Annotated in this window: 14 protein-coding genes; 5 read left to right on the top strand and 9 right to left on the bottom strand. The window is 69.3% G+C overall.

Going from position 1 to position 19,751, the window contains the following annotated elements; genetic code table 11:
- The first annotated feature begins 33 nt into the window (after nucleotides 1–33).
- Entirely contained in the window at nucleotides 34–1,344 is a 1,311-nt protein-coding gene (locus tag WME90_RS27455; RefSeq protein ID WP_437274967.1) for a hypothetical protein, read from the top strand.
- 60 nt (nucleotides 1,345–1,404) lie between these two features.
- Here the strand turns inward: WME90_RS27455 and WME90_RS27450 are convergent, their stop codons facing one another.
- Complete coding sequence (locus tag WME90_RS27450) at nucleotides 1,405–1,737, bottom strand: hypothetical protein (RefSeq protein WP_437274966.1); 333 nt, start codon at nucleotides 1,735–1,737, stop codon at nucleotides 1,405–1,407.
- A gap of 21 nt (nucleotides 1,738–1,758) precedes the next feature.
- Here WME90_RS27450 and WME90_RS27445 point away from each other — a divergent pair, with 21 nt between their 5' ends.
- A complete protein-coding gene (locus tag WME90_RS27445) occupies nucleotides 1,759–2,637 on the top strand; it encodes a hypothetical protein (RefSeq protein WP_437274965.1) in 879 nt (292 codons plus the stop codon).
- 87 nt (nucleotides 2,638–2,724) lie between these two features.
- On the opposite strand, the gene WME90_RS27440 is transcribed toward WME90_RS27445, so the two are convergent.
- The 5 genes from WME90_RS27440 to WME90_RS27420 form a co-directional block, all read right to left on the bottom strand.
- A complete protein-coding gene (locus tag WME90_RS27440) occupies nucleotides 2,725–4,938 on the bottom strand; it encodes a hypothetical protein (protein WP_437274964.1) in 2,214 nt (737 codons plus the stop codon).
- A gap of 183 nt (nucleotides 4,939–5,121) precedes the next feature.
- Nucleotides 5,122–6,012, bottom strand: a complete 891-nt coding sequence (locus WME90_RS27435) for a glycine zipper family protein (RefSeq protein WP_437274963.1) — start codon at nucleotides 6,010–6,012, stop codon at nucleotides 5,122–5,124.
- A gap of 272 nt (nucleotides 6,013–6,284) precedes the next feature.
- On the bottom strand, nucleotides 6,285–7,406 hold the full coding sequence (locus WME90_RS27430) for a hypothetical protein (RefSeq protein ID WP_437274962.1): 1,122 nt from the start codon (nucleotides 7,404–7,406) through the stop codon (nucleotides 6,285–6,287).
- Nucleotides 7,407–8,110: 704 nt separating this feature from the next.
- Nucleotides 8,111–10,522: a hypothetical protein gene (locus WME90_RS27425; RefSeq protein WP_437274961.1), complete on the bottom strand. Its 2,412-nt coding sequence runs from the start codon at nucleotides 10,520–10,522 to the stop codon at nucleotides 8,111–8,113.
- 569 nt (nucleotides 10,523–11,091) lie between these two features.
- A complete protein-coding gene (locus tag WME90_RS27420; protein WP_437274960.1) occupies nucleotides 11,092–12,660 on the bottom strand; it encodes an AbgT family transporter in 1,569 nt (522 codons plus the stop codon).
- Nucleotides 12,661–13,136: 476 nt separating this feature from the next.
- Here WME90_RS27420 and WME90_RS27415 point away from each other — a divergent pair, with 476 nt between their 5' ends.
- Nucleotides 13,137–13,601: a hypothetical protein gene (locus WME90_RS27415; RefSeq protein ID WP_437274959.1), complete on the top strand. Its 465-nt coding sequence runs from the start codon at nucleotides 13,137–13,139 to the stop codon at nucleotides 13,599–13,601.
- A gap of 198 nt (nucleotides 13,602–13,799) precedes the next feature.
- Here the strand turns inward: WME90_RS27415 and WME90_RS27410 are convergent, their stop codons facing one another.
- Nucleotides 13,800–14,153, bottom strand: a complete 354-nt coding sequence (locus WME90_RS27410; protein WP_437283667.1) for a BON domain-containing protein — start codon at nucleotides 14,151–14,153, stop codon at nucleotides 13,800–13,802.
- A 144-nt stretch (nucleotides 14,154–14,297) separates the two neighbouring features.
- On the opposite strand from WME90_RS27410, the gene WME90_RS27405 reads away from it, so the two are divergent.
- Nucleotides 14,298–15,521, top strand: coding sequence for a hypothetical protein (locus tag WME90_RS27405; protein WP_437283763.1), 1,224 nt, complete (start codon nucleotides 14,298–14,300; stop codon nucleotides 15,519–15,521).
- Nucleotides 15,522–16,113: 592 nt separating this feature from the next.
- Here WME90_RS27405 and WME90_RS27400 read toward each other — a convergent pair.
- Nucleotides 16,114–16,587: an ion channel gene (locus WME90_RS27400; RefSeq protein WP_437274958.1), complete on the bottom strand. Its 474-nt coding sequence runs from the start codon at nucleotides 16,585–16,587 to the stop codon at nucleotides 16,114–16,116.
- A 198-nt stretch (nucleotides 16,588–16,785) separates the two neighbouring features.
- Here WME90_RS27400 and WME90_RS27395 point away from each other — a divergent pair, with 198 nt between their 5' ends.
- On the top strand, nucleotides 16,786–18,105 hold the full coding sequence (locus WME90_RS27395) for a DUF5690 family protein (RefSeq protein WP_437274957.1): 1,320 nt from the start codon (nucleotides 16,786–16,788) through the stop codon (nucleotides 18,103–18,105).
- A gap of 118 nt (nucleotides 18,106–18,223) precedes the next feature.
- Here the strand turns inward: WME90_RS27395 and WME90_RS27390 are convergent, their stop codons facing one another.
- Complete coding sequence (locus WME90_RS27390; RefSeq protein WP_437274956.1) at nucleotides 18,224–19,702, bottom strand: hypothetical protein; 1,479 nt, start codon at nucleotides 19,700–19,702, stop codon at nucleotides 18,224–18,226.
- Between the last annotated feature and the right edge of the window lie 49 nt (nucleotides 19,703–19,751).

Below are 19,751 nucleotides of genomic sequence, written 5' to 3'. Positions count from 1 at the left end.
CTCTGAGGAACCTATGCCATGGCAGACCCTAGCATGAGAGCAGAGCATCGAGACCCACTCCCTGCGGGAGCATTCGAACTCAACCTGGTTGAGCCGAGCACCTCTCAGCACGCAACGCTGCGCATTCTCGGCCACACCTTCGAGCAGAGCCTCTCGGGTGGCGGAATTCATGGAACCAAGCATCACGTATACGACAGCGCGATCGCGGCGGTGACGGTGTTCGAGCATCACGTAACGAAGCTCCTCGCATCAGGCTTCCGCCATGCCCTGCCGCCTCCTTCATCCTACACTGACGTCGAGTTGCTCATCGACGACGAGCCTGAAGAGCCCACAGGTTACCTGCTTCTCGCGGAGCTGCTCCGCGCATCAGGAGACCCACGGGGAGAACTCATTGAAATTGAAGCGGCACGCCTTCGAGCGGACACGCCGGATCTGCGCAAGCGTGAGGAGGACCTACTCCGGGCGCACGGAGGCCGCCTCTTTGGTGCCCTCGAGGATGTCCAGCACGCCCTTCCAGGCACCTTCTCGTATGAGCATTTCCTCGGGTTCGTTCGCGAGGCGGCCGTGGCGGACGCTGACGCTGTTGCCCTTGCGGACGGATTTGAACCACCGCTGCTGCGCACCGAGCCGCGCGACCTCGGCTTCGATCCCCGCGTCAATCGTCCAGCCCCCCACACTTACGCCATCCACGCGCTTCGCCGCTTGCTGCACCATCCTGCCGGACGCTTCCTCCGTCGTCTGCGCATCGAGGTCCACGCGCAGCTCGAGCCGTTCCTTTCTCTCCTCATGGAGCACGGCCGTGTCGACCGCGTCTCGCACCTGACCGTTACCTCGCGAGCCGGAGGCGCGCTCGGACCCTCGTGGCCTGGATTGCTGGCCCTTGCCTGCTACGCCCGATCGCTCGGCGGCTGGACCGCATCGCCGCTGCCCCAGCTCGAGCGTGTCACGGTCCGCTGGGAAGCGGCGGGATTGTCCTCGGTTCTGGCTGCACTCAGCCCTGACCGCCTCCCGGCGCTTCAGCACCTCGCCTTGTGGGACGCTCCGCTCGACGCGAAGTCAACGAGCGCCATGGTCGACGAGCCGATCCTGGCACAGATCGGGAGCCTCGATCTCTGGTCGCAAGTCGCGCCCCAACGGGGCATGTATGAGGCGTTGCTCGCGAGGCGCAGCGATCTTGCTCATTTGGAGCGGCTCGTCCTCGCGCGCCACGGCGCACCCGCCGATCTCGTCGCTCAGTTTGCCGACTGGCCGGCCGTGATCTGGACGGACCGGACCCGCGCTGGTCTCGAAGAGGCGGATCGAGAGGCGATCGCCGGCTTCCCTCTCGGAGGATTTCTCTTTTAGCTTCGTGAGACCACGATGACCTCGAGAAGCTCGGTCCACCGTGGCCTCGACATCATCAGGCTACCAGCCAGCCTTGCGCTGCGGCTTGACCGCCGCGACGAGCACGTCGAGTTGCGCATCGACGGCGCCCGCATCACCGAGCGCCCGACCGGGCGAGGCCGCGGCGCGTCGTTCGACCAGAGCTTTCCCAGGGCGCACATCGCCGAAATCGTCTTCGAGCACCGGCTCGCGAGGCTTCATGCCGACGGATTCACCGCTGGCGCACAACCATTCGCCAGCATGCACCCCCAGGAAGACATGCTCGCCGCAGCTCACCTGATCGGCACACAGCTCGAGCGGCGTGGCGATCCGACGGGAACCCTGATCGCGTTTCAGGTCGAGCGGCTTCGTCATGATGGGGACGATGCACGTGCCATGGCTCGGGAGCTCCTCGAGTCGATGAAGGAGATGACCTTCGGCCCGATCCCCGACTTCCGCGAACCACTGGCGTGCGTCGACGACGGTCACGATGGCCTCGTCGGGTGGGTCTACGACGACGACGCCGCCACCGTCGATGAGGAGATCCGGCCGGAGCTCGAGCGCGTCGGCCGCGACTCGCTCGGCTTCTCGCCGGACGACCCCGGCATCTCGCTCGGCGTCGTCGGCCTGCACCGCTTACGTAGGCTCCTGGCGAGCCCCGCCGGACGTTCGCTCCGGTCTCTTCGCCTCATGACCTTCGGCGCGCTCGGTCCGTTCCTCGACCTGCTCAACAAGTACGGGGGCGCATCGGTCGTCGCATCGCTCGTCGCCCGCGGGTCCAGCGCGGCCATCGGCGCCGCGCTCCCCGATCTCCGCGGGCTGGGCGCACCGGAGCGGACCCTCGGGGCGTTGCTCGCTCCGCCCGCGCCGGCTCTGCGTTATCTGACGGTGTTTCGTGGCGACGATGACGTCCGGGGAGCCCTCGCGCCGCTCGGTCTAGGAAAGCTTCCAGCGCTCGAGCACCTCGGGCTCTGGTATCGCCCCACGCGCCCTGACGGGCTCCGTGTGCTCGCAGCACATCCTCTCATCCAACGACTTCAATCGCTTGAGATCTGGTCGACGGATGACGCCAGGAGATTTCCGTTCGATGTTCTCCTCGCGCTGCGCCCATCCCTCTCTCACCTCGCGCGGATCCTTCTAGGAGGACACCTCGTTCCCTCGCACGTTCGGGAGCGATTCGCCGATTGGCCCGCCGTCGAATTTGTGAGCCACGACCGCCGTGAGGTCATCGCGCTCGACATCGCCGCCCACGGCTGGGCACGGGCGCTCCGCTGATTTCCAATTGGGTCAATCCTGCGACTCCAGCACGTCGAGCACCGAAGTCGTCGAGGCGAGCCCGCCTCCGAAGCGCGAGCGCGCCGTTCAGGTGCGCGGGGTGCGCGACTTGACGAGCTCGTCGATGCCGAGCTCACGCGCCTTCTGGGCCAGCGCCTCGATCTTCTTCTTCCCGTCGGCGTCGGCGCTCGGCAGGAGCGACGTCAGCATCCCCGACAGCGTGCCCTCCGAGGGCCTCCCCGCGGGCGTGACGAGCTGCTTCAGGTCGTCCGGGAAGCTCGCGTTGCCGTTCAGGTAGTCGCCGGCCAGAGCGCGCACCGTCGCGCTCTGGTCGACCAGCCCGTCGACCGACTGGCCCAGGGTGACCGCCTTGACGAAGCGATCGAAGAACGCCCCGTCGCCGCCGACGATGTTGATCTTCGCGTGCTCGAACGCCCCGTGCAGGATCTCGGCCTGCGCCTTGGCGATCTCGGCCCGGATGCGCAGCGACTCGAGCTCCACCGCCCGCTCCTTCTCGAGCCGGAGGCGGAACTCCTCGTGCTCGCGCCCGACGCCGTCGAGCGCCTTCATCGCCGCCGCCTTCTCCGCCGTGCCGGCCGCCTCGGCCAGGAGCCGCTGCTTGATCGCGGTCGCCTCGGCGAGGCCCGTCTTCTCGAGCGCGAGCGCCTCGGCCTCGCGCGTCCGCGCGGCCGCGAGCCCCTTCTGCTCGATGCCCGTCGCCTCGGCGAGGAGCCGCTCCTTCGCGACCAGCGCCTCGGCGCGCCCCTGCTTCTCGATCGCCATCGCCTCGGCCTCCTTGACCATCACCCGCGCGAGGCCCTGCTTCTCCTCGCCGGCGGCGGCGGCGTTCATCTTCTCGAGCGTCACGCGCGCCTCGGCGAAGCCCTGCTTCTCGATCGCCTGCGCGTCGGCCTCCTTCACCCGGATGCGCGCCAGCCCCTCGGCCGCGGACTCGGCCTGCAGGCCCTCGGCGAGGCGGATCTTCGCGCGCGCGGCCTTGTCGCTCGCCTCGAGCTCGGCGTCGGCCGTGACGAGCCTCTCGCGCGCCCGGAACTTCGCCGCCTCCTCGCTCGCCTCCGCGCTCTTGAGCTGCTTGACGAGCTGCTCCTGCGCCTCGGCCTCCGCGTTGATGCGCGTCACGTCCTTGAGCCGCGTCGCCTCGGCCACGGCGCGCACGTCCTTGATGCGCTCCTCCTCCTCGGCCACCGTCTTGTCGACCGCGATCCTCGCCCGGACCACGTCGGCGATGTCCTTCTTCTGGAGCTCGATCTCCTTCTCGCGCGCGATCTGCTGGAGCGTCACGTCGCGCTCGCGGCTCACGATCTCGAGCTGCCGCGCCTTCTCGACGCGCTCGGTCTCGACCGCGACCTCCCGCTCCTTGTTCTTCTGGGCGACCGAGACGCCGCGCTCCTTCGCCTCGCGGGCGACGAAGGCCTCCTCGTCGTTCTTCTCCTGGAGGAGCACCGTCTTCTTGCGCTCGTCGCTCGTGATGCGGGCGGCCTCGTTCTGCTCGCGCGCCTGCGCCACCGAGATCTCCTTGTTCTTCTTCGCCTCGGCCTCGGCCCTGCGCTGATCGAAGCGGAAGATCGCCTCGTCGGAGTTCAGGTTCTGGCTGCCGATCTCCATCCGCTCCTTCTGGCGGAGCTCGTTCGTCAGCACGTTCTGCACGACCGTGAGCTCGGTGATCTTCCGGATGCCCTCGGCATCCATGATGTTGTCCTTGTCGAGCAGCTCGATGGGCGTCTGCTCCAGGTAGTCGATCGCCGCGTCGGCCAGCACGAAGCCGCTCAGGTCCTTGCCGATGACGTCGATGATGTCGTCCTTGAACTTCTGCCGCTCCTTGTAGAGGTCCTCGAAGTTCAGGCGCTTGCCGACCGTCTTGAGCGCCTCGGAGAACTTCGCGGCGAAGAGCTGCTCGAGCGTCTGCGGGTTCGAGGCGCGGACGCAGCCGATGGTCCGCCCGACCGTGCGCACGTCGTCCTGCGTCTTGTTCACCTGCACGAAGAAGGTGACCTTGATGTCCGCGCGGATGTTGTCCTTGCAGATGAGGCCTTCCTTGCCGCGCCGGTCGATCTCGATCGTCTTGACCGAGATATCCATGTACTCGGCGCGGTGGATGATCGGCAGGACCAGCGTCCCCGTGAAGGTGACGATGGGGTCCTGGCCTCTCGTGTTGATGATCAGCGCCTTGCCCTGATCCACCTGACGGTAGAACTTGGCGTACATCACCAGCATCCCGAGGGCGACGAAGGCGAGGACGCCGACGAGGACGATGATTAAGGGGACGGTCACAGGGGGCACGCGGAGCTCCTTCGCGTTTCGGTGGAGGGGAGGACGCCGGCCCCCGCGTTCACGTCAGCGAGGATCGGACGCCCGGACCCGCTCCGAGCCGGATGGGGGGCCTCACGACACCCCCTCAGGGACGAGCGTACACGAAAGCGCGCGCCCGGCAGCGGCGTTCAGCCGCGGGGCCGACGCCGGCGTTCAGCCGCGGTGCCGGCGCTCGTCCGCTGCGCGCGCCGCGGGCGCGTCGTCCTCGTGGATGGCGTCCGGGCGTGCTTCGGCGTGGGACGCACGCCGCTCCGCCAGGGGAGGGGGAGGGCCCAGGAGCGTGTCGAGCGGCTCGACGCTGAAGACCTCTCGGTCCGGGTCCCAGCTGACGAGCAGCGCGCGGTCGCCCCGGCGGAGGGCGCCGGGCGTGTCGCTCCGGACGTCGAGGATGTGGCTCGCCCCGCCCTCGTCGATCGTGGCCTGACCGAAGCGCTCGTCGACGCGCCCCGTGGAGATGACGCACACGCGGCCCACGAGATCCTTCTTCGACTGGGCGTGCCGGGTCACGAACAGCGGGCCGAGCGGCCGCACCGAGAGCGAGGTCAAGAGGACGGCCGCGACGAACGAGCCCGCGAGCACCGCGAGGCCGAGCGTCCAGCGCGGCAGCCCCCACCCGAGCCAGAGCGGCCCGAGGAGCACCGTCGACAGGGCGCTCGTGAACCAGCCGAACGCCGCGATCAGCGTGAGCGTCACGGTCGCCGGCACGCGGTGCAGCTCCAGGGCCGCGAGCAGCGAGCCGACGCCGTCCGCGCCGTCGGCTCCGTCGACCCCGTCGGCCAGCCCCTCCGCGGCGCCCTTGGCGGCGCCCTCGAGCGCGCCCTTGGTTGCGCCCTCGAGCGCGCCCTTGGCGGCGCCTTCGAGCGCTCCCTTGGCGGCGCCTTCGAGCCCCCCGAGGTCGGGCGCGGCGTCGCCGTGGGCGCCGCCGAGCAGATCGAGGTCGAGCGCGCCCAGGAGGACGAACAGCCAGTAGATGAGCGCGAGCGCGAGCAAGACCGTGAAGATCACGGCAGGGAACGCGAGCGAAGCGGCGAGCACCTCGGCCATAGGCAGACGCGGGCAGGGCGCAGGGGAACGGCGCGCGATGCGGCGGCCGCGACCGGCGTCTCCCGATTGGATCACAAGGAGGGGAGGGATGGGGCCAAATTCGGCCGGCCGGCGCGCCGCCGAAAAGACTTGACATGCGTGGGCACGCGCCGACCGTGCGCTGCTGCGATCGGGGCCATCGGCGCGCGGGAGGAGACGCGGGGACGAGAGGAACGCGCGTCGCACGGAAGAGGAAAGCTTCCAGCTCCTCTGTGGCGGCGCACCTCGATCGTTCAGAGGCGCTCCTCCATCCGAGGGGCGGTGGAGACCGACGGCGTGGAGATGGACTGGTGCTTCTTTCCCGCGATGAGGACGTACGGCTTCGAGGGGACACAATCGCTGACGCTCGCCCACGCCAGCGTGTCACCGGCGTCGACGCTGTTCGTGATGTACAAGAGGCCGCGCAGGCCGCTCGCGTCGCTCACCCACACGGCGAAGCTGCTGTCGAAGTTGCCCGTCCAGCTCGGGTTGTTCCACTCGGGTTGGCCGATCTCGAAATACGTCATCGTAGGCTCGTTCACGATGGTGACGGCGGGCACCGGCAAGAGCTGACTGTACGCGATGCAACCGGGCACGGCGCTCACGTACAGGCCACTGACGCTGGCCGTAGCTCGGCTGAGCTGGACCGCATCGCCCGAGAGATCGCCCTTGTAGAGGCGTTCGACCCGGTCCGCCTGGCTTCCGGTGAAATAGAGCGCCTGGCTATCCGGGGACCAGCTCTGCTTCTGCACGGACTCGAAATCACCAGCGTGCTGCTTGATGGGCACCGTCGGCGCGCTCGTGTCCGACGCGAACTGGGCCGAGCGGAGCGGCGGGCCGGCGAGCTCTGCGTGGAAAGCCACGCGACGGCCGTCGGGAGACCACACGCCGTCGGAGGACCAGTACCTCTCGTCGAACGTGCTCAGGAGCACGCTTTCCTTCGGTGCTTCCGCGCTCATGTCCACGAGGTACAGGCGGAACTCGGTCTCACTCGTCGCCAGGTCGACGTGCTGGAAGTAGTACTGCAGCGAGTCGCCTGACGGCGACCACTGAAAGGTGGGGACGCTGGAGGTCGCGTCCAGAGGAATGGTGAACGGCACCGCGGGGCCCACGTCGTCTCTTGTCGCTATGGAGTAGGCTCGAAGCCAAGGGCCGTCCGGGCTCGTCGCTGAGAGCGCTACGTGCTCGCTGTCTGGCGCCCAGTCGAACCAGGCCGGAACGGCGCCCCGCTCGAGCGTGTGGCTGAGCACGGGGGTGCGCTCGGGAGCTTCGAGATCCAGGAGCCAGGCCTGGTGGAGCCCCGCCTCGTACCTCGCGAAAGCGACCCAGCGCGCGTCCGGCGACGGGCGCGTGAGATAGAGTGTCCGAGGCGCCATGTCCGCAGGATCGGTGACGTACAGGGGTTCACGGGTGCCGCTCTGGACGTCCAAGAGCTCGATGCTCCGGTCCGTGGTGACGACAAGGCGACTCGCGTCCAGCCACGAGAATTCATTCGGAACGCTCTCCGTAGCGAGCGCACGCGGCTCGGGCGGCCAGGCGTCGACAACGAAGAGCCCTTGAGTGTCAATGTACGCAAAGCGTGCGCCGTCAGGCGAAAATGCGCTCCAGGACCCGCTCTGCGTGAGTTCGAAGGGCCCTCGCTCGGCGACTCGTGGAGCCACCAGGGCGAGCGCGGTCTCGTCCGCTCGTTGAATGTAGGTGGACACGGTGGGCTCGGGCAGCCGCCCGACGGGCACCGGTTCGGGATCTTCGGTCGGAGGAAGCGTGGGGTCGTCTTCTGAAGGATCGGGTACGTCGTCCGGAGGATCCGGGACGTCGGTGCCCGCTCCGGCCCCGGTAGCGATCGGAGAGCCGCCCGCTCCGGAGTCAGCGAGCACAGGCGCTTCGAGGCCCGTTCGACCACAACCCGCGGCGACGACGCACGCGACGAGCAAGCCAGTGCGGAGAAGCATCGAGCGAACCAACTATCATGGCGCACGCGCGCCCGCACGCCACCTCGTGGACGACGACAACGACCACCCCGTCCTCCACGGCGCGCCGGGCTCGCGCTCGAGCCCGGCGCTGCACGACGGAGGCGCGATCAGCGCTCGCGCTTGACGCGCATGCCCCCACCGAAGCTGACCGTCCACATCTCGTCGAGGTCGTACGGGTTCCAGAACACCCGCACCGGCTGCTGGAACGGGTACCCCTTGTCGCGGAAGAACGTCGGCGCATCGTCGTTCAGGTTCTCGGTGATCCAGAGCCCGTCCCGCTCGGTCGTCATGTACATGCGGTCCGGGTCGCGCGGGTCGATCGCGCACGACTCGACGCGGACCTTATCGCTGATGCGCTGCCAGGTCACGCCGCGATCCCGGGTGCGGTACAGCCCGCCGAAGAAGCGATCGTCGTGGCTGAACACCGCCACGTACCACGTGCTCTCGGTGCGGTCGTTCGGATCGATGACGACGTCTTTCGTCCAATAGTGCATCTCCGGCGAGGAGCGGTCTTCCCACGCCGACGCGCCGGCTGGCAGGAGGAACACGCCCGATCGATCGGTGAACGTCCGGGTGTTGCCCGGCTGGTGGCCGGAGTAGGTCGCGACGATGCTCCCGTCGTTCAGCACGTGGACGTTGAACGCGTGCCCCTGCGTCCGCGGCGGGGCCGGGAGCGGCTCGGGCGCCGCGCCGGGCGCGCTCAGATCGAGGTGGACGATGCCGCCCCTGCTGCTGTTCACCGTGCTGGCATAGAGCTGGTCCGGATCGTTCGGATCGAGCGCCAGCCAGATGACGGGGCGGCCCAGATCGGCGACGAGCGACCACGTGGCGCCCTTGTCCTCGGAGATCATGATTCCCCCTCTGGCCGGGCGTGTCGGCGTGCCGTCGATGCGGGCGTCGCGCATCCAAGGGCTCTGGTAGATGTCGTGGACGCTGCCGGTGGCCGCGTAGAGCGCTCCCGTGATCGGGTGCTGGACGGCGTGGTACGTGGTGTTCAGGGTCAGCCCGTTCGCGCCGTCGCGGGCCCAGGACCTGCCGGCATCCTCGCTGTAGGCGCTCCGGATATCCGTGAGCGACGCGAAGATCGTGTCCTTGTCGGGGAACGTCAGCCACCAGCCCGACGTCTGCTCGACGCCGCTCGTGTGGTAGAAGCGCGACTTCGGGGTATCCGCGCCCCTCCGGTTGTCGTCCGCTCGCTCCACGTACGCCTGCTGGAAGCTCCTGCCGCCATCGTCGCTGACGTGGACGAACCCGAGATCGGTGATGGCGACGCGGCGGGAGTCGGTGGGCGACACGGAGAGGCCGAGCGCGTACTCGCCGAACTCCCAGCTCATGTCGCCTCCGAACCCGCTCCAGCCGGTGACGATGTTGGCGTTGTGATCGGTCCGGAACACGTGCCGCCAGCTCGCCCCGTCGTCGACCGTCTTCAGCACGACGGGCGCGAGCGTCTCGCGGTCGCCGCCGGCGACGTACGCGACGCCGGGGTCCTCCGCGGAGGTGGCGACGAACGCCAGCTTGTCGTTCGGGCCGAGCCCGATCGTCGCCGAGACCCAGCTCTTCTTGCCGGGTTTCAGCCGGTAGAGGCCGGCGTAGGCGTCGAGCTCCCCGCCGGTCGTGTCCGCGGTGACGAGGAGGTTGCCGTCGCTGTCCGCGGAGGAGAAGGTGACCGCGAAGAAGCGGGTCCGCCTGCCGTGCCCGGCCCCCGCGAACGAGACGATCTTCTCGCCCTGCGGGATGCCGCCGATCGAGGTATCCAGGGCGAAGCTCGCGCCGCCGTCATGCGAGACGAGCAGCCCGTCGCTCGTGCCAGCATAGATGTCGTCGCCGTCCCAGTGCACGCCGCCGACCAGGAGGCCGCCCGGCCAGTCCGTCGTGTGGACCGGGTGGAAGCTGCTGCCGCCGTCGAGCGATGCGAAGAGCTGGCTCGTGTCGGAGAAGAGCAGCCGCTCCGTGTCGCAGGGGTCCACGAACAGGTAGTGAGCGTCTCCGGGCGCCCCCGGGGTGGTGACGGGCGTGTCCCACGTGGCTCCCCCGTCGGTGCTCTTGGCCAGCGTCGCCGTATCATAGATGATGTTCTCGGGGCCTCTGTAGCTCACGGCGTAGAGGACGTCTGGATCGGCGGTGAACCGGAACTGCGAGAGGACGCCGCCCTGGATGTTGCGGAAGTCGAGGTTCGTCCATTCCCTGCCGAAATCCCTCGTGTGGTAGACGCCCCGCATGTCGCTGGCCATGAAGATCTCGCGGCCGTCGTGGGGGTTGATCGACGGCGAGAAGAGGGCTCCTCCGCCGCCCACGCCGCGTGATCGCCACCTGCCGCGCGCGGCGCCGCTCCCGTGACCGTGGCGCTCCCCCGGCCGATGAGCGCCGAGCGCGGACGACGCGAGGCGGGCGCTCCCCAGGGCCGCCGGCTCGCCGATCGCCGCCTCCTCGGCGCAGCCTCCTGCGAGCAGCCCTGCGCCGAGGGCCAGCAAGCTCGTCATCCATCTCAAGCACGCAACGCCGCCAACCTCGATTCTCATGCTCTCTCCTTCCGCGCGGACGCCCCGGGGTTCACCGGATCCCGGGGCGAAGACCTGGCGCACAGGCTCCTTGCGCTCGTGATGCGACGATGAGCACAGGACGAAATGGAAGCGAGCACACCACAGGATCTCGATGAAATAAATCCAATCAACCGTCGTAATCGTGCGCACCGTGAGCAGCGTGCGCAGCGGTGCCCGCGACGAATGTGTGCAGCTGTGCTGGCAGCAATTCTATACGGTGACAGCGGTCTTGTTCACGCTGGCGCCATTTTTATCGGTCTGCTCCAGGGACCGATGTGAAGCGGCTGTGCCCGGCGCGGCAGGGCGCCGCGCCGGAGCGGCGCTCAGATGTTGGTGCTCTGCGGGATCTGCGATGGCATGAGGGCGACGTACGGGACGCGCTGGAGGTTGCGCTTACCGATCGTCGTCTCGATCTCGATCAGCGCGCGCTGGAACGCCTCGAGGGGCTCGTGGACCCGCGCGCCGGTGAAATAGGTGCCAGGGATGTTCCGGTCGTGGTCGCCGAGCCGCGCATTGCTGGCAATCCTGATGGTGGTCAGAGAGGTCCATCAGGGATAGACATACGGCGCGTCCAGCCCGAGCGGGAACCCGAGCTGCCAGTAGGCGAGGAGGAACAGCGTCCACGCGACGAGGAACGCCACCGAGTAAGGGACCATCAGCGCGACAAGCGTGCCGATTCCCGTGCCCTTCACGAACTTCTGGCAGAAGACCACGACGAGCGGGAAATACACCATCAGCGGCGAGATGATGTTCGTTGTCGAGTCCCCGATCCGGTACGCCGCCTGCGTGAGCTCCGGCGAGATGCCGATCGACATGAGCATGGGCACGAGGATCGGGGCGAGCAGCGCCCATTTCGCCGACGCGGACCCGATGAGGACGTCGGTGATCGCCGTGAGCAGGATGACGCCCACGATGGTCACCGCGCTCGGGAGCGCCATCGCCTGCAGCGCCGCGGCGCCCTTCAGCGCGAGGAGCGCGCCGAGGTTCGAGCGATTGAAGAGGTAGATGAACTGCGCCGCGAAGAAGGCCATGACCAGGTAATAGGCCATGGTGCTCATCGTCTTGCTCATGCCGTCGATCACGTCGCGGTGGCTCGTGAACGTCCCGGACGCGTAGCCATAGACGAGCCCCGGGATGAGGAAGAAGAGGAAGATGAGGGGCACGATCGCGCCCATGAGCGGCGCGCCGCTGACCGTGAGCTGCCCGCTCGGCGCGCGCAGCGGCGATGAGGCCGGCGCGCCCGCCGCGACGAGCAGCGCGACGCCGGCCGCCATCGACGCGAGGGCCAGCCAGAGCGCGCGCGCCTCGCGCGGCGTGAGCGCCGCCGTCATGCGCTGCTCCGGATCGGGCGCGGCGTCCACGGGCGTTCGCGCGACGCGCGGCTCGATCACGCGGTCGGTGATGTACCAACCGACCGCGACGATGACGAGGCAGGAGGCGCCGCAGAAGAACCAGTTGCAGAGCGGGTTCACGGTGCGCTTCGGGTCGAGGATGCTCGCGCCGGCCTGCGTGAGGCCCTGCAGCAGCGGGTCGAGGCTCGACGGGATGAAGTTCGCGCTGAAGCCGCCCGACACGCCCGCGAACGCCGCGGCGATGCCCGCGAGCGGGTGCCGGCCGGCGGCCTGGAAGATGACGCCGCCGAGCGGGATGACGAGCACGTACCCCGCGTCCGCCGCGGTGTGGCTCGCGATGGCCACGAGGATCAGCATCGGCGTGAGCAGCACCCTCGGCGTGACCGCGAGGACCTTCTTCAGGCCGGCGTCGATGAACCCCGAGCGCTCCGCGATGCCGACCCCGAGCAGGGCCACGAGCACCACGCCGAGCGGCGGGAAGCTCGTGAAGGTCTGCACCATGGTCGCGAGGAACTCGGTGATCGCCTTGCCCGAGAGCTGGCTGTGGACCACGAGCGGCTGCTTCGTGCGCGGGTCGATCTCGCTGAACTGGAGCGTGGCGAGCCCCGCCGAGAGGACCACGACCACCGCGGCCAGCAGGACGAAGAGGACGGCCGGATCAGGCAGCTTGTTGCCCGCGCGTTCCAGCGCGTCGAGGATGCGGCTCGCCCCGCGGATCTCGTCGCGGGGCAGGGGAAGGGTTTGCTCGCGTTGCTCGCTGGACATGCGCTCATCTTAAAGCGATCACCCCGTGCAGCGTGAAGCGGCAAACAGTTGCCGCCGGCTTCGGGCGGACACCGGTTGTGCTCGTGCAGGAGCAACGGATCGCCACCGGCTGTTGCTGGGGCAGCAATGGGCGTGTCGAGCGTCGCCCACGATGAGGGATGTAAAGAGCGAATCTCCGCGCCCATTTCAGAGGTTTCGCTCGCTGGATCGTAATTCTCAGCCGTCCTGATGGTGGCGGGGGGCCGCCATGAGCATGTGCCGTCGACACGGCAGCAAGCGGCTCACTCTGGCACAGAATCGTCGTTTCACACTTAGAAATACGTACTTTGCGCTGGCACATCACTTGCTGAAGGGGCGGCATGAAGACCTTTGTCCAATGGTTGGTTCCCGTCGCGTTGCTTCATGCTTTCGCTTGCTCCGACACGGTCGAGAAGCCTTCCGGTGACGGTTCGGCGGGCGGCACGCCCGATGAGACGATGTCCTCCAGCGTATCGAGCGGTACCGGCGGCACCCCCGAAGAGACCACGTCGTCCAGCGCGTCGACCGGCGGCAACACCCCCGTGGCGTGTCAGCTCGGAGACGGCGCTCCGCCGGGAGCGCCGTGCGCGGAGGAGGGCGAGCTATGCGACTACGCGTGCTCCAACTGCTTGGTCGAATGCACCGGCGGCGTGTGGGTCGAGCGCTGTTATAAGTGTCCCTCGTCGCCGCCTCGGGACGGAGAGGACTGCAGCACCTATGACAGCGTGGGACCGTGCAGCTATGGGCTCCAGTGCGGCACATCGATCGCCGTGTGCGATGAATCGACGAGGTTGTGGGTGGTCACCTGCGGTAACCAGCGAAACGGGAGCGGCGGGGGCGGAGGCGGAGGCGGCGAGGAAGGTGGCGGCGACGCCGAGAGCGGCGGTGGCGGCAGCGACGACCACGAGGGCGGCTGCGGCTAGAACGCCGATCGCGTTGAAACACGGAGAATTTTCACAGGGAGGCAGGGAGGCGGGGAGGAAGAGAGAAAATGAATTTCTCCCTCTTGCCGTCTCTCGCTCCCCGCCTCCCCGCCTCCCTGTGAATTCCTATTTTTTTTTCTCGGCGTAGGCGACGCCGAGAACGGCGCATTCCGCGGAAGGACTTCTGGCGGGCGGAGCTCAGGAGGCGTTCCGGCGTGACTCGTTGTTCTTCGTCTCCGGGGGAGACGTCGCGCCGACGGAGGTCGAGGTGCCCGCCGTCGCGCCGGTCGTCCCCGCGGCGCCGCGCTCGCTCGACAGCTGCCCGGTGCTCGTCCTCGCCTCGCTCGGCTGCTGCTCGCGGTAGAGCCGGATCTCGTTCCGCACGTCGGTCACGCCCGAGACCCGCTCGGCGAGCGCCTCGAGCTGGTGCTTGAAGCGGCGCTCGCGGACGGTCCCGGAGAGGATGACCTCGCCGTTCTGTACCTTCACCTCGACGTCGCCCGCGTCGAGGTCCGGCTGATCGGAGATCTGGTCGCAGATATCCTCGCGGATCCGCTCGTCCGAGCGCTTGTACCCCTTGGGCGGGCGGCCGCGCGAGCCGCTGAGCCCGCCGCCCAGTCGAGCGGTCTGGAAGCTGGGGCCGCCTGAGGCCTGTCCGCCGAATCCCTGTCCGCGGGAGGGGTGAGGGTAAAGGCCTTGATCGCCGCCGGAGGACGACTGGTGGCCTTCGTACCCGCGCTGCTGTCCTGGCCGCTCGCTCCAGCCGCGCTCGTCATCGGCCCACTGCCGGAGGCCTCCGCGGGCTCCGTAGTCGTCGTGCTGACCTCCGCCCAGCCCTCCCTGACGACCGAAGCCGCCCTGGCCGCCACCAGATCCACCCTGGCCACCGAATCCACCCTGGCCGCCGAAGCCGCCCTGGCCGCCCTGGCCACCGAATCCACCCTGGCTGCCGAAGCTACCCTGGCTGCCGAAGCTACCCTGGCTGCCGAAGCCGCCCTGGCCGCCGAAGCCGCCCTGGCCGCCCTGGCCGCCGCCGAATCCACCCTGTCCGCCGAGGCTGCCCTGGCCGGCGCCATAACCGCCCTGGTTGCTATCGAATCCACCCTGTCCGCCGAAGCGGCCCTGTACGCCCTCGCCGCCAAAGGCGCCCTGTCCACCGCCGAAGCCGCGGTGGCTGCCGCCGAATCCCTGGCCGCCGTAGCCGCCGAGTCCACCCTGACCACCGAAGCCGCCCTGGCCGCCACCGAAGCCGCCCTGGCCGCCGCCGACTCCGCCCTGGCCGCCGCCGTAACCGCCTTGGCCGCCGCCGAAGCCGCCTTGGCCGCCGTAGCCGCCCTGGCCGCCGCCGAAGTGACCTTGGCCGCCGTAACCGCCCTGGCCGCCACCGAAGCCGCCCTGGCGGCCGCCGAAGCCGCCTTCGCCGCCGCCGCTGCCGCGCCTGGCGTCAAAATCGTCGCGACCTCCTCGCTGGAAGTCATCACGCTGGCCGGCCCAGGCCTCGTGCTGGGCGTCTTCGCGCTGCCCAGCGCCGTGGCCTTGTCGGGTCTCCCAGCCGCGTCCGCCGTAGCCGCGCCAGCTCGTGTCGCCCTCGCCCTGGTAGCCGCGTCCGCCGGACTCGCGCTGATCGGAGCCGCCGCGGAGGTCATCGTGACCGCCGCGCGAATGGCCTCGATCGTCTCGCTGGAGGACTTGCTCATAGTTGCCACGGTGCCCGTAACTAGCATCCCCGGTCGCTCCGCGCTCGCCTCGATATCGCTCGTCCCCACGTTGACCCCGGATCCCCCCGAATCTCTCGTCATCGCGCCCCGGTCCGTCGTTATGTTCCTCGTCGATCCATCCCTGACGATTCCGCATGACTCCTCCGCCTTTCTTGGGAGGCAAGCGACACGGCAGCGAAACTGCGCCGCTCCTCTCCGGTGATCCAGCCGACGCTCGGTCGACGCGCGAGAGCGCGGAAGACAGCCGTTTCGGGCCGCCTCTCGTGCGCGCCTGTCCGGCGCCACGTGGCCTGAAGAACCAAGGCCCTGACGCCCCGGTGCGGTCCGTCATCGCAAGGGGTATTCCAGGACCAGCGGAGCGGTGTTTCGCTCCATTTTCAGGAAGATTACGTCCCGCAACGCGCGAGCCGAGGTGCAAAGCGCCCCAGGTCAGAGCGACAAATCGTCCCATCGAGACGTCATGCCACAGTGACGACATCGTGAATTAGGGCGTCCCCTGAGAATGCCTCGGGGACCGACGGACGAGCTCCGGCGCACTCAGGGCGCTTTACACGACTCCTAAAAGGCCCATGGGCAAAAGACGTTGGATCAGGTGCCCTGGACGTCGGTCGTACGGTTGTGCTCGGCGCGGAGCCATTCCGCTCCGCTCGGTTCGGCCGGTCCCTTGGCAGGCTCATCCGGTGCCGCGGAGAGCCATGTCACGACGCTCCAAACGATCGAGGGGACGGAGCCGGGGGGTGGACCTCTCGGGTCGGGCCAGCGCGATCCGCTCGGCGGGGTCGGCCTGCGGCCGCTCACTGCGGCGCGCGCAGCGCCTCGAGGATCCTGTCCAGTCGCTCGACGATCGCCTGGCTCTCGCTTTCCGCTCCCTTCGGCGTGCCGAGCGCGGAGGTCGCGAGCGTCGGGCCGAACGTCATCACGAAGGACGCGATCGCCTTCCCCGGAGCGGTGCGCGCGAAGACGTCGGCGTAGCCGACGGACAGGCAGGTCGAGATGAACAAAAGGGCGTCGACGAAGCTCGCGCACCGCGGGTTCTCGTCGTGCTCGGCCAGGTAGAAGAGGTACGAGCAGCCGAGGATCATCACCGCGAGCGAGTCGATCGGATCGCGCGTCATCGCGCTCCGGAAGCGCTGCTTCAGCTGGTCGTACGAGAGCTCGCCCGCCCCACCCGCGGCGAGGCCCATCGCGACCAGGGCGACCGCGCCGCGCACCCTCTCGTCCGGACCGACCGACGGGGCCGCCCGACCGGCCGAAGAGGGCGCGCCCACGACATCTTCCAGGATCTTCCTTGCGGCGAGTGGTGACGTGTCTCCCAAGGCGCGCCCTCCTGCCCGCGCCGCAGGCCGCGGCGCAGAATCCATGTCTCGCACGGACTCAGGCGGAAGGGAACCGGCCGCGCGCCTCACCGAAAATCCATTCGCGCGGAAGGCACCCGCGATTACCCTCGCGCCTTCCTCGGAGCTCCTATGCCGTCCCAGCGAAGCGTGACGAGATGGCTCGAACGAGCCCCTGCGCCGGTGTTCACGGCCTTCGCCGTGATCGCCGCGTTCGCGACCTACTTTTGCATGTACGCCTTCCGCAAGCCGTTCGCGGTCGGCTCCTTCAAGGGGACGGTCGCGCTGCCGCTGCTCCCCGCGCTCGACCTGAAGAGCCTCTACATCATCGCCCAGGTGCTCGGGTACTGCGCCTCCAAGTTCCTCGGCATCAAGATCGTCTCCGAGATGCCGCCCGAGCGGCGCGCGCTCGCCATCCTCGCCTGCATCGGGGCGAGCGAGGCCGCGCTCGTCCTGTTCGGGCTCGCCCCGGCCCCGTACGCCGCCCTCTTCCTGGTGCTGAACGGCCTGCCCCTCGGCATGGTCTGGGGGCTCGTCTTCGGCTTCCTCGAGGGGCGCCGCGTGAGCGATCTGCTCGGCGCCGGCCTCTGCGCCAGCTTCATCGTCGCGAGCGGCTTCGTAAAGACGGTTGGTAAACTCACGCTCGGCTGGGGGGTCCCGGAGGTCTGGATGCCCGCCGTGACGGGCGCCCTCTTCTTCCCGCCGCTGCTCCTCTCGGTGTGGATGCTCGCGCAGATCCCTCCGCCGTCCGCGGACGACGAGGCGCTCCGGACCCGGCGCGCGCCGATGGACCGCGCCGCGCGGCGCGCGTTCGTCCTGGCGAACGCGGGCGGGCTCGCGGCCCTGGTCCTCGGCTACGTCGTCCTCACGGCCTACCGCGATTTCCGGGACAACTTCGCCCGCGAGATCTGGGACGCGATCGGCTACGCCGATCAGCCGGCCATCCTGACGACGGCCGAGATCCCGGTGGCCATCGGCGCGCTCCTCTCTGTCGCGGCGATGATCGGCATCCGCAACAACCGCACGGCGCTCGCCGCGATCCACGGCGTCATGGTCGCCGGGGCGGCGCTCGCGGGGGTGAGCACCGCGCTCTACCAGGCGGGCGTCATCGGCCCTGTCGCCTGGATGATCAGCGTCGGGCTCGGGCTCTACGTGGGGTACGTCCCGTACAACTGCGTCCTCTTCGACAGGCTCATCGCGGCCGTCGGCTCGGTGGCGACGGCGGGCTTCCTGATCACGGCGGCCGACGCCTTCGGCTACCTCGGGAGCGTGGCGCTGCTGCTCTACAAGAGCTTTGGCCAGGCGAAGCGCTCGTGGATCGAGTTCTTCCTCGGCTTCAGCTACGCGACCGCGTTCGTCTGCGGGGCCCTCTTCGCCGCATCCGCGGCGTACTTCTGGCTGCGCACCCGCGGCCCGTCCGCCGCCGTGCGGCCCGCGGCGCTCGACGCCTGAGCGCGCCGCTCCCGGCCACGCGGCGGCGCGGCCGCCGGCTCCTCCCAGGTAGGGCGGCCGCGCCGGAGCGGCCCACCCCGGGATCTCGCGGGGCGCGGGCGCGCGTGACGGGGTGGGCTCAGCTGTCCGTGTCGGTCTCGCAGCCGACCTGGAGCTGGACCTGCCCGCCCGCCTGGGCGCGGGCGCAGGTCGCGGGGCACATCACGATCTTCGTCGGCGTGCCGCCGGTCGCGGGGTCGGCGTCGTAGTACCAGCCGCCGGCGGTCGCATCGCAGCGCGCCTCGCTGGCCACGTAGAGGATGGTCGACGGGTCGGTGCCCTCCGGCGGCGTGTGCCTCACGTTGAGCATCCCGTAATCGAGCGTCTGCCCGGAGGACGGCGCCGGGACCTGGTACTCGCACGCGAGGCTCGTCCCACGGATCGCGTCGAGCGCGTCGAGGAGCGCCTGCCTCACGTCGGAGCTCGTGTCGATGGAGTAGGCGGACTTCGTCCCGCCGCCCTCGGCGATGCGGTTCATCGTGGCCTGGGCGCCCACGTCGTCCCCATCGAAGACGCCGATGACGAAGGTCGAGATGCTCGGCGAGCCGCTGAGCCCCTCCGCCGCGATCTCCGCGATGCCGTCGGCGGACAGGGGATCGCACTCGGTGGGCATCCCGTCGGTGGCGAGCACGGCGACGACTCGGTGGGTCGGGTTCGCCTGGGCGTGGGCCCGGGCCTGAGCGATCGCGCCGGACAGGGCGCCGGCGGTGGGCGTGCCCCCCTCGGGCATCTTCTGAGCGATCGACCCGATGAGCTCGCCGGCCCAGGCGGCGTCGAGCGGCGCGATCGAGACGGCGGGCGTCGCGTAGTCCTCGGTGACGCACGAGTACGGATGCGCGCAGGTGCTCCGGGACACCCGGACGCACATGCCATCGCGGTCGGCGCACTGCTCGCCCACGCCGGTGCAGGGGTCACCGGTCCTGGAGCACGCGCCGAGATCCATGCACTCGTCGCCTTCCGAGCAGTCCGTGTCGGTGACGCAGATCTCGACGGTCGTCGCCAGCGAGCTGCGGCAGACCCGGAGCGCGCACGGCCCGTTGTCGCCGCACTGCTCGTTGTTCGTGCAGGTCGTGGGCACGTCGTCGGCCATCTGAGGGAAGTACTGGAGCCCGACGCCGAGCCCCTCCGACTGAGGGTCGGTGAAGAAGTCCTCGAGCGCCTGGGTGACGGCGCGCCACTTGGTGCCGCCCGTCGCGAGCAGCTCCTCCATCGACCCTGACGCGTCGAGCATGATGTAGAGGTCGAGCGGCGTGGGCTCCGCCGCGCGCGTCTCCCCCACGCACGATGCACCGCCGCCGGCGCCCTCTCCCGCGCTGCTGCTGGGCCCGCCGCCGGTCCCTCCGTGCCCGCCGGTGCCAGATGCCGAGCCCGTCTCCCCACCCATCCCCGAGCCCGCCCCCGAGCCCGTCTCCCCGCCCGTCCCCGAGCCCGTGCTGGCCTCGCCACCCGCTCCGCCGGCTCCGCTGCCGAAGACCAAGGGCTCGACCCCACTGCACGCCGCGAAGATCACGCTGATCCCCGTCGCGGCGAGCGCCACCCTCGTGGACCGGCTCGTCATGAGGAGAATCGAAACATCTTGGAAGCGCTTTGTCGAGATCGCCGACGCG

The sequence above is a fragment of the Sorangium sp. So ce375 genome (assembly GCF_051473855.1).
Taxonomy (GTDB): Bacteria; Myxococcota_A; Polyangia; order Polyangiales; family Polyangiaceae; genus Sorangium.
This window is presented reverse-complemented; position numbering and strand designations above follow the sequence as displayed.

Bases quoted from the DNA above. Each gene is read 5' to 3' on its own strand.
- WME90_RS27455 (WP_437274967.1), top strand. From the start codon at position 34: ATGAGAGCAGAGCATCGAGACCCACTCCCTGCGGGAGCATTCGAACTC.
- WME90_RS27450 (WP_437274966.1), bottom strand. From the start codon at position 1,737: ATGACGAAGCCGCTCGACCTGAAACGCGATCAGGGTTCCCGTCGGATC.
- WME90_RS27445 (WP_437274965.1), top strand. From the start codon at position 1,759: ATGGCTCGGGAGCTCCTCGAGTCGATGAAGGAGATGACCTTCGGCCCG.
- WME90_RS27435 (WP_437274963.1), bottom strand. From the start codon at position 6,012: ATGGCCGAGGTGCTCGCCGCTTCGCTCGCGTTCCCTGCCGTGATCTTC.
- WME90_RS27430 (WP_437274962.1), bottom strand. From the start codon at position 7,406: ATGGCGCCTCGGACACTCTATCTCACGCGCCCGTCGCCGGACGCGCGC.
- WME90_RS27425 (WP_437274961.1), bottom strand. From the start codon at position 10,522: ATGAGAATCGAGGTTGGCGGCGTTGCGTGCTTGAGATGGATGACGAGC.
- WME90_RS27420 (WP_437274960.1), bottom strand. From the start codon at position 12,660: ATGTCCAGCGAGCAACGCGAGCAAACCCTTCCCCTGCCCCGCGACGAG.
- WME90_RS27415 (WP_437274959.1), top strand. From the start codon at position 13,137: ATGTCCTCCAGCGTATCGAGCGGTACCGGCGGCACCCCCGAAGAGACC.
- WME90_RS27395 (WP_437274957.1), top strand. From the start codon at position 16,786: ATGCCGTCCCAGCGAAGCGTGACGAGATGGCTCGAACGAGCCCCTGCG.
- WME90_RS27390 (WP_437274956.1), bottom strand. From the start codon at position 19,702: ATGACGAGCCGGTCCACGAGGGTGGCGCTCGCCGCGACGGGGATCAGC.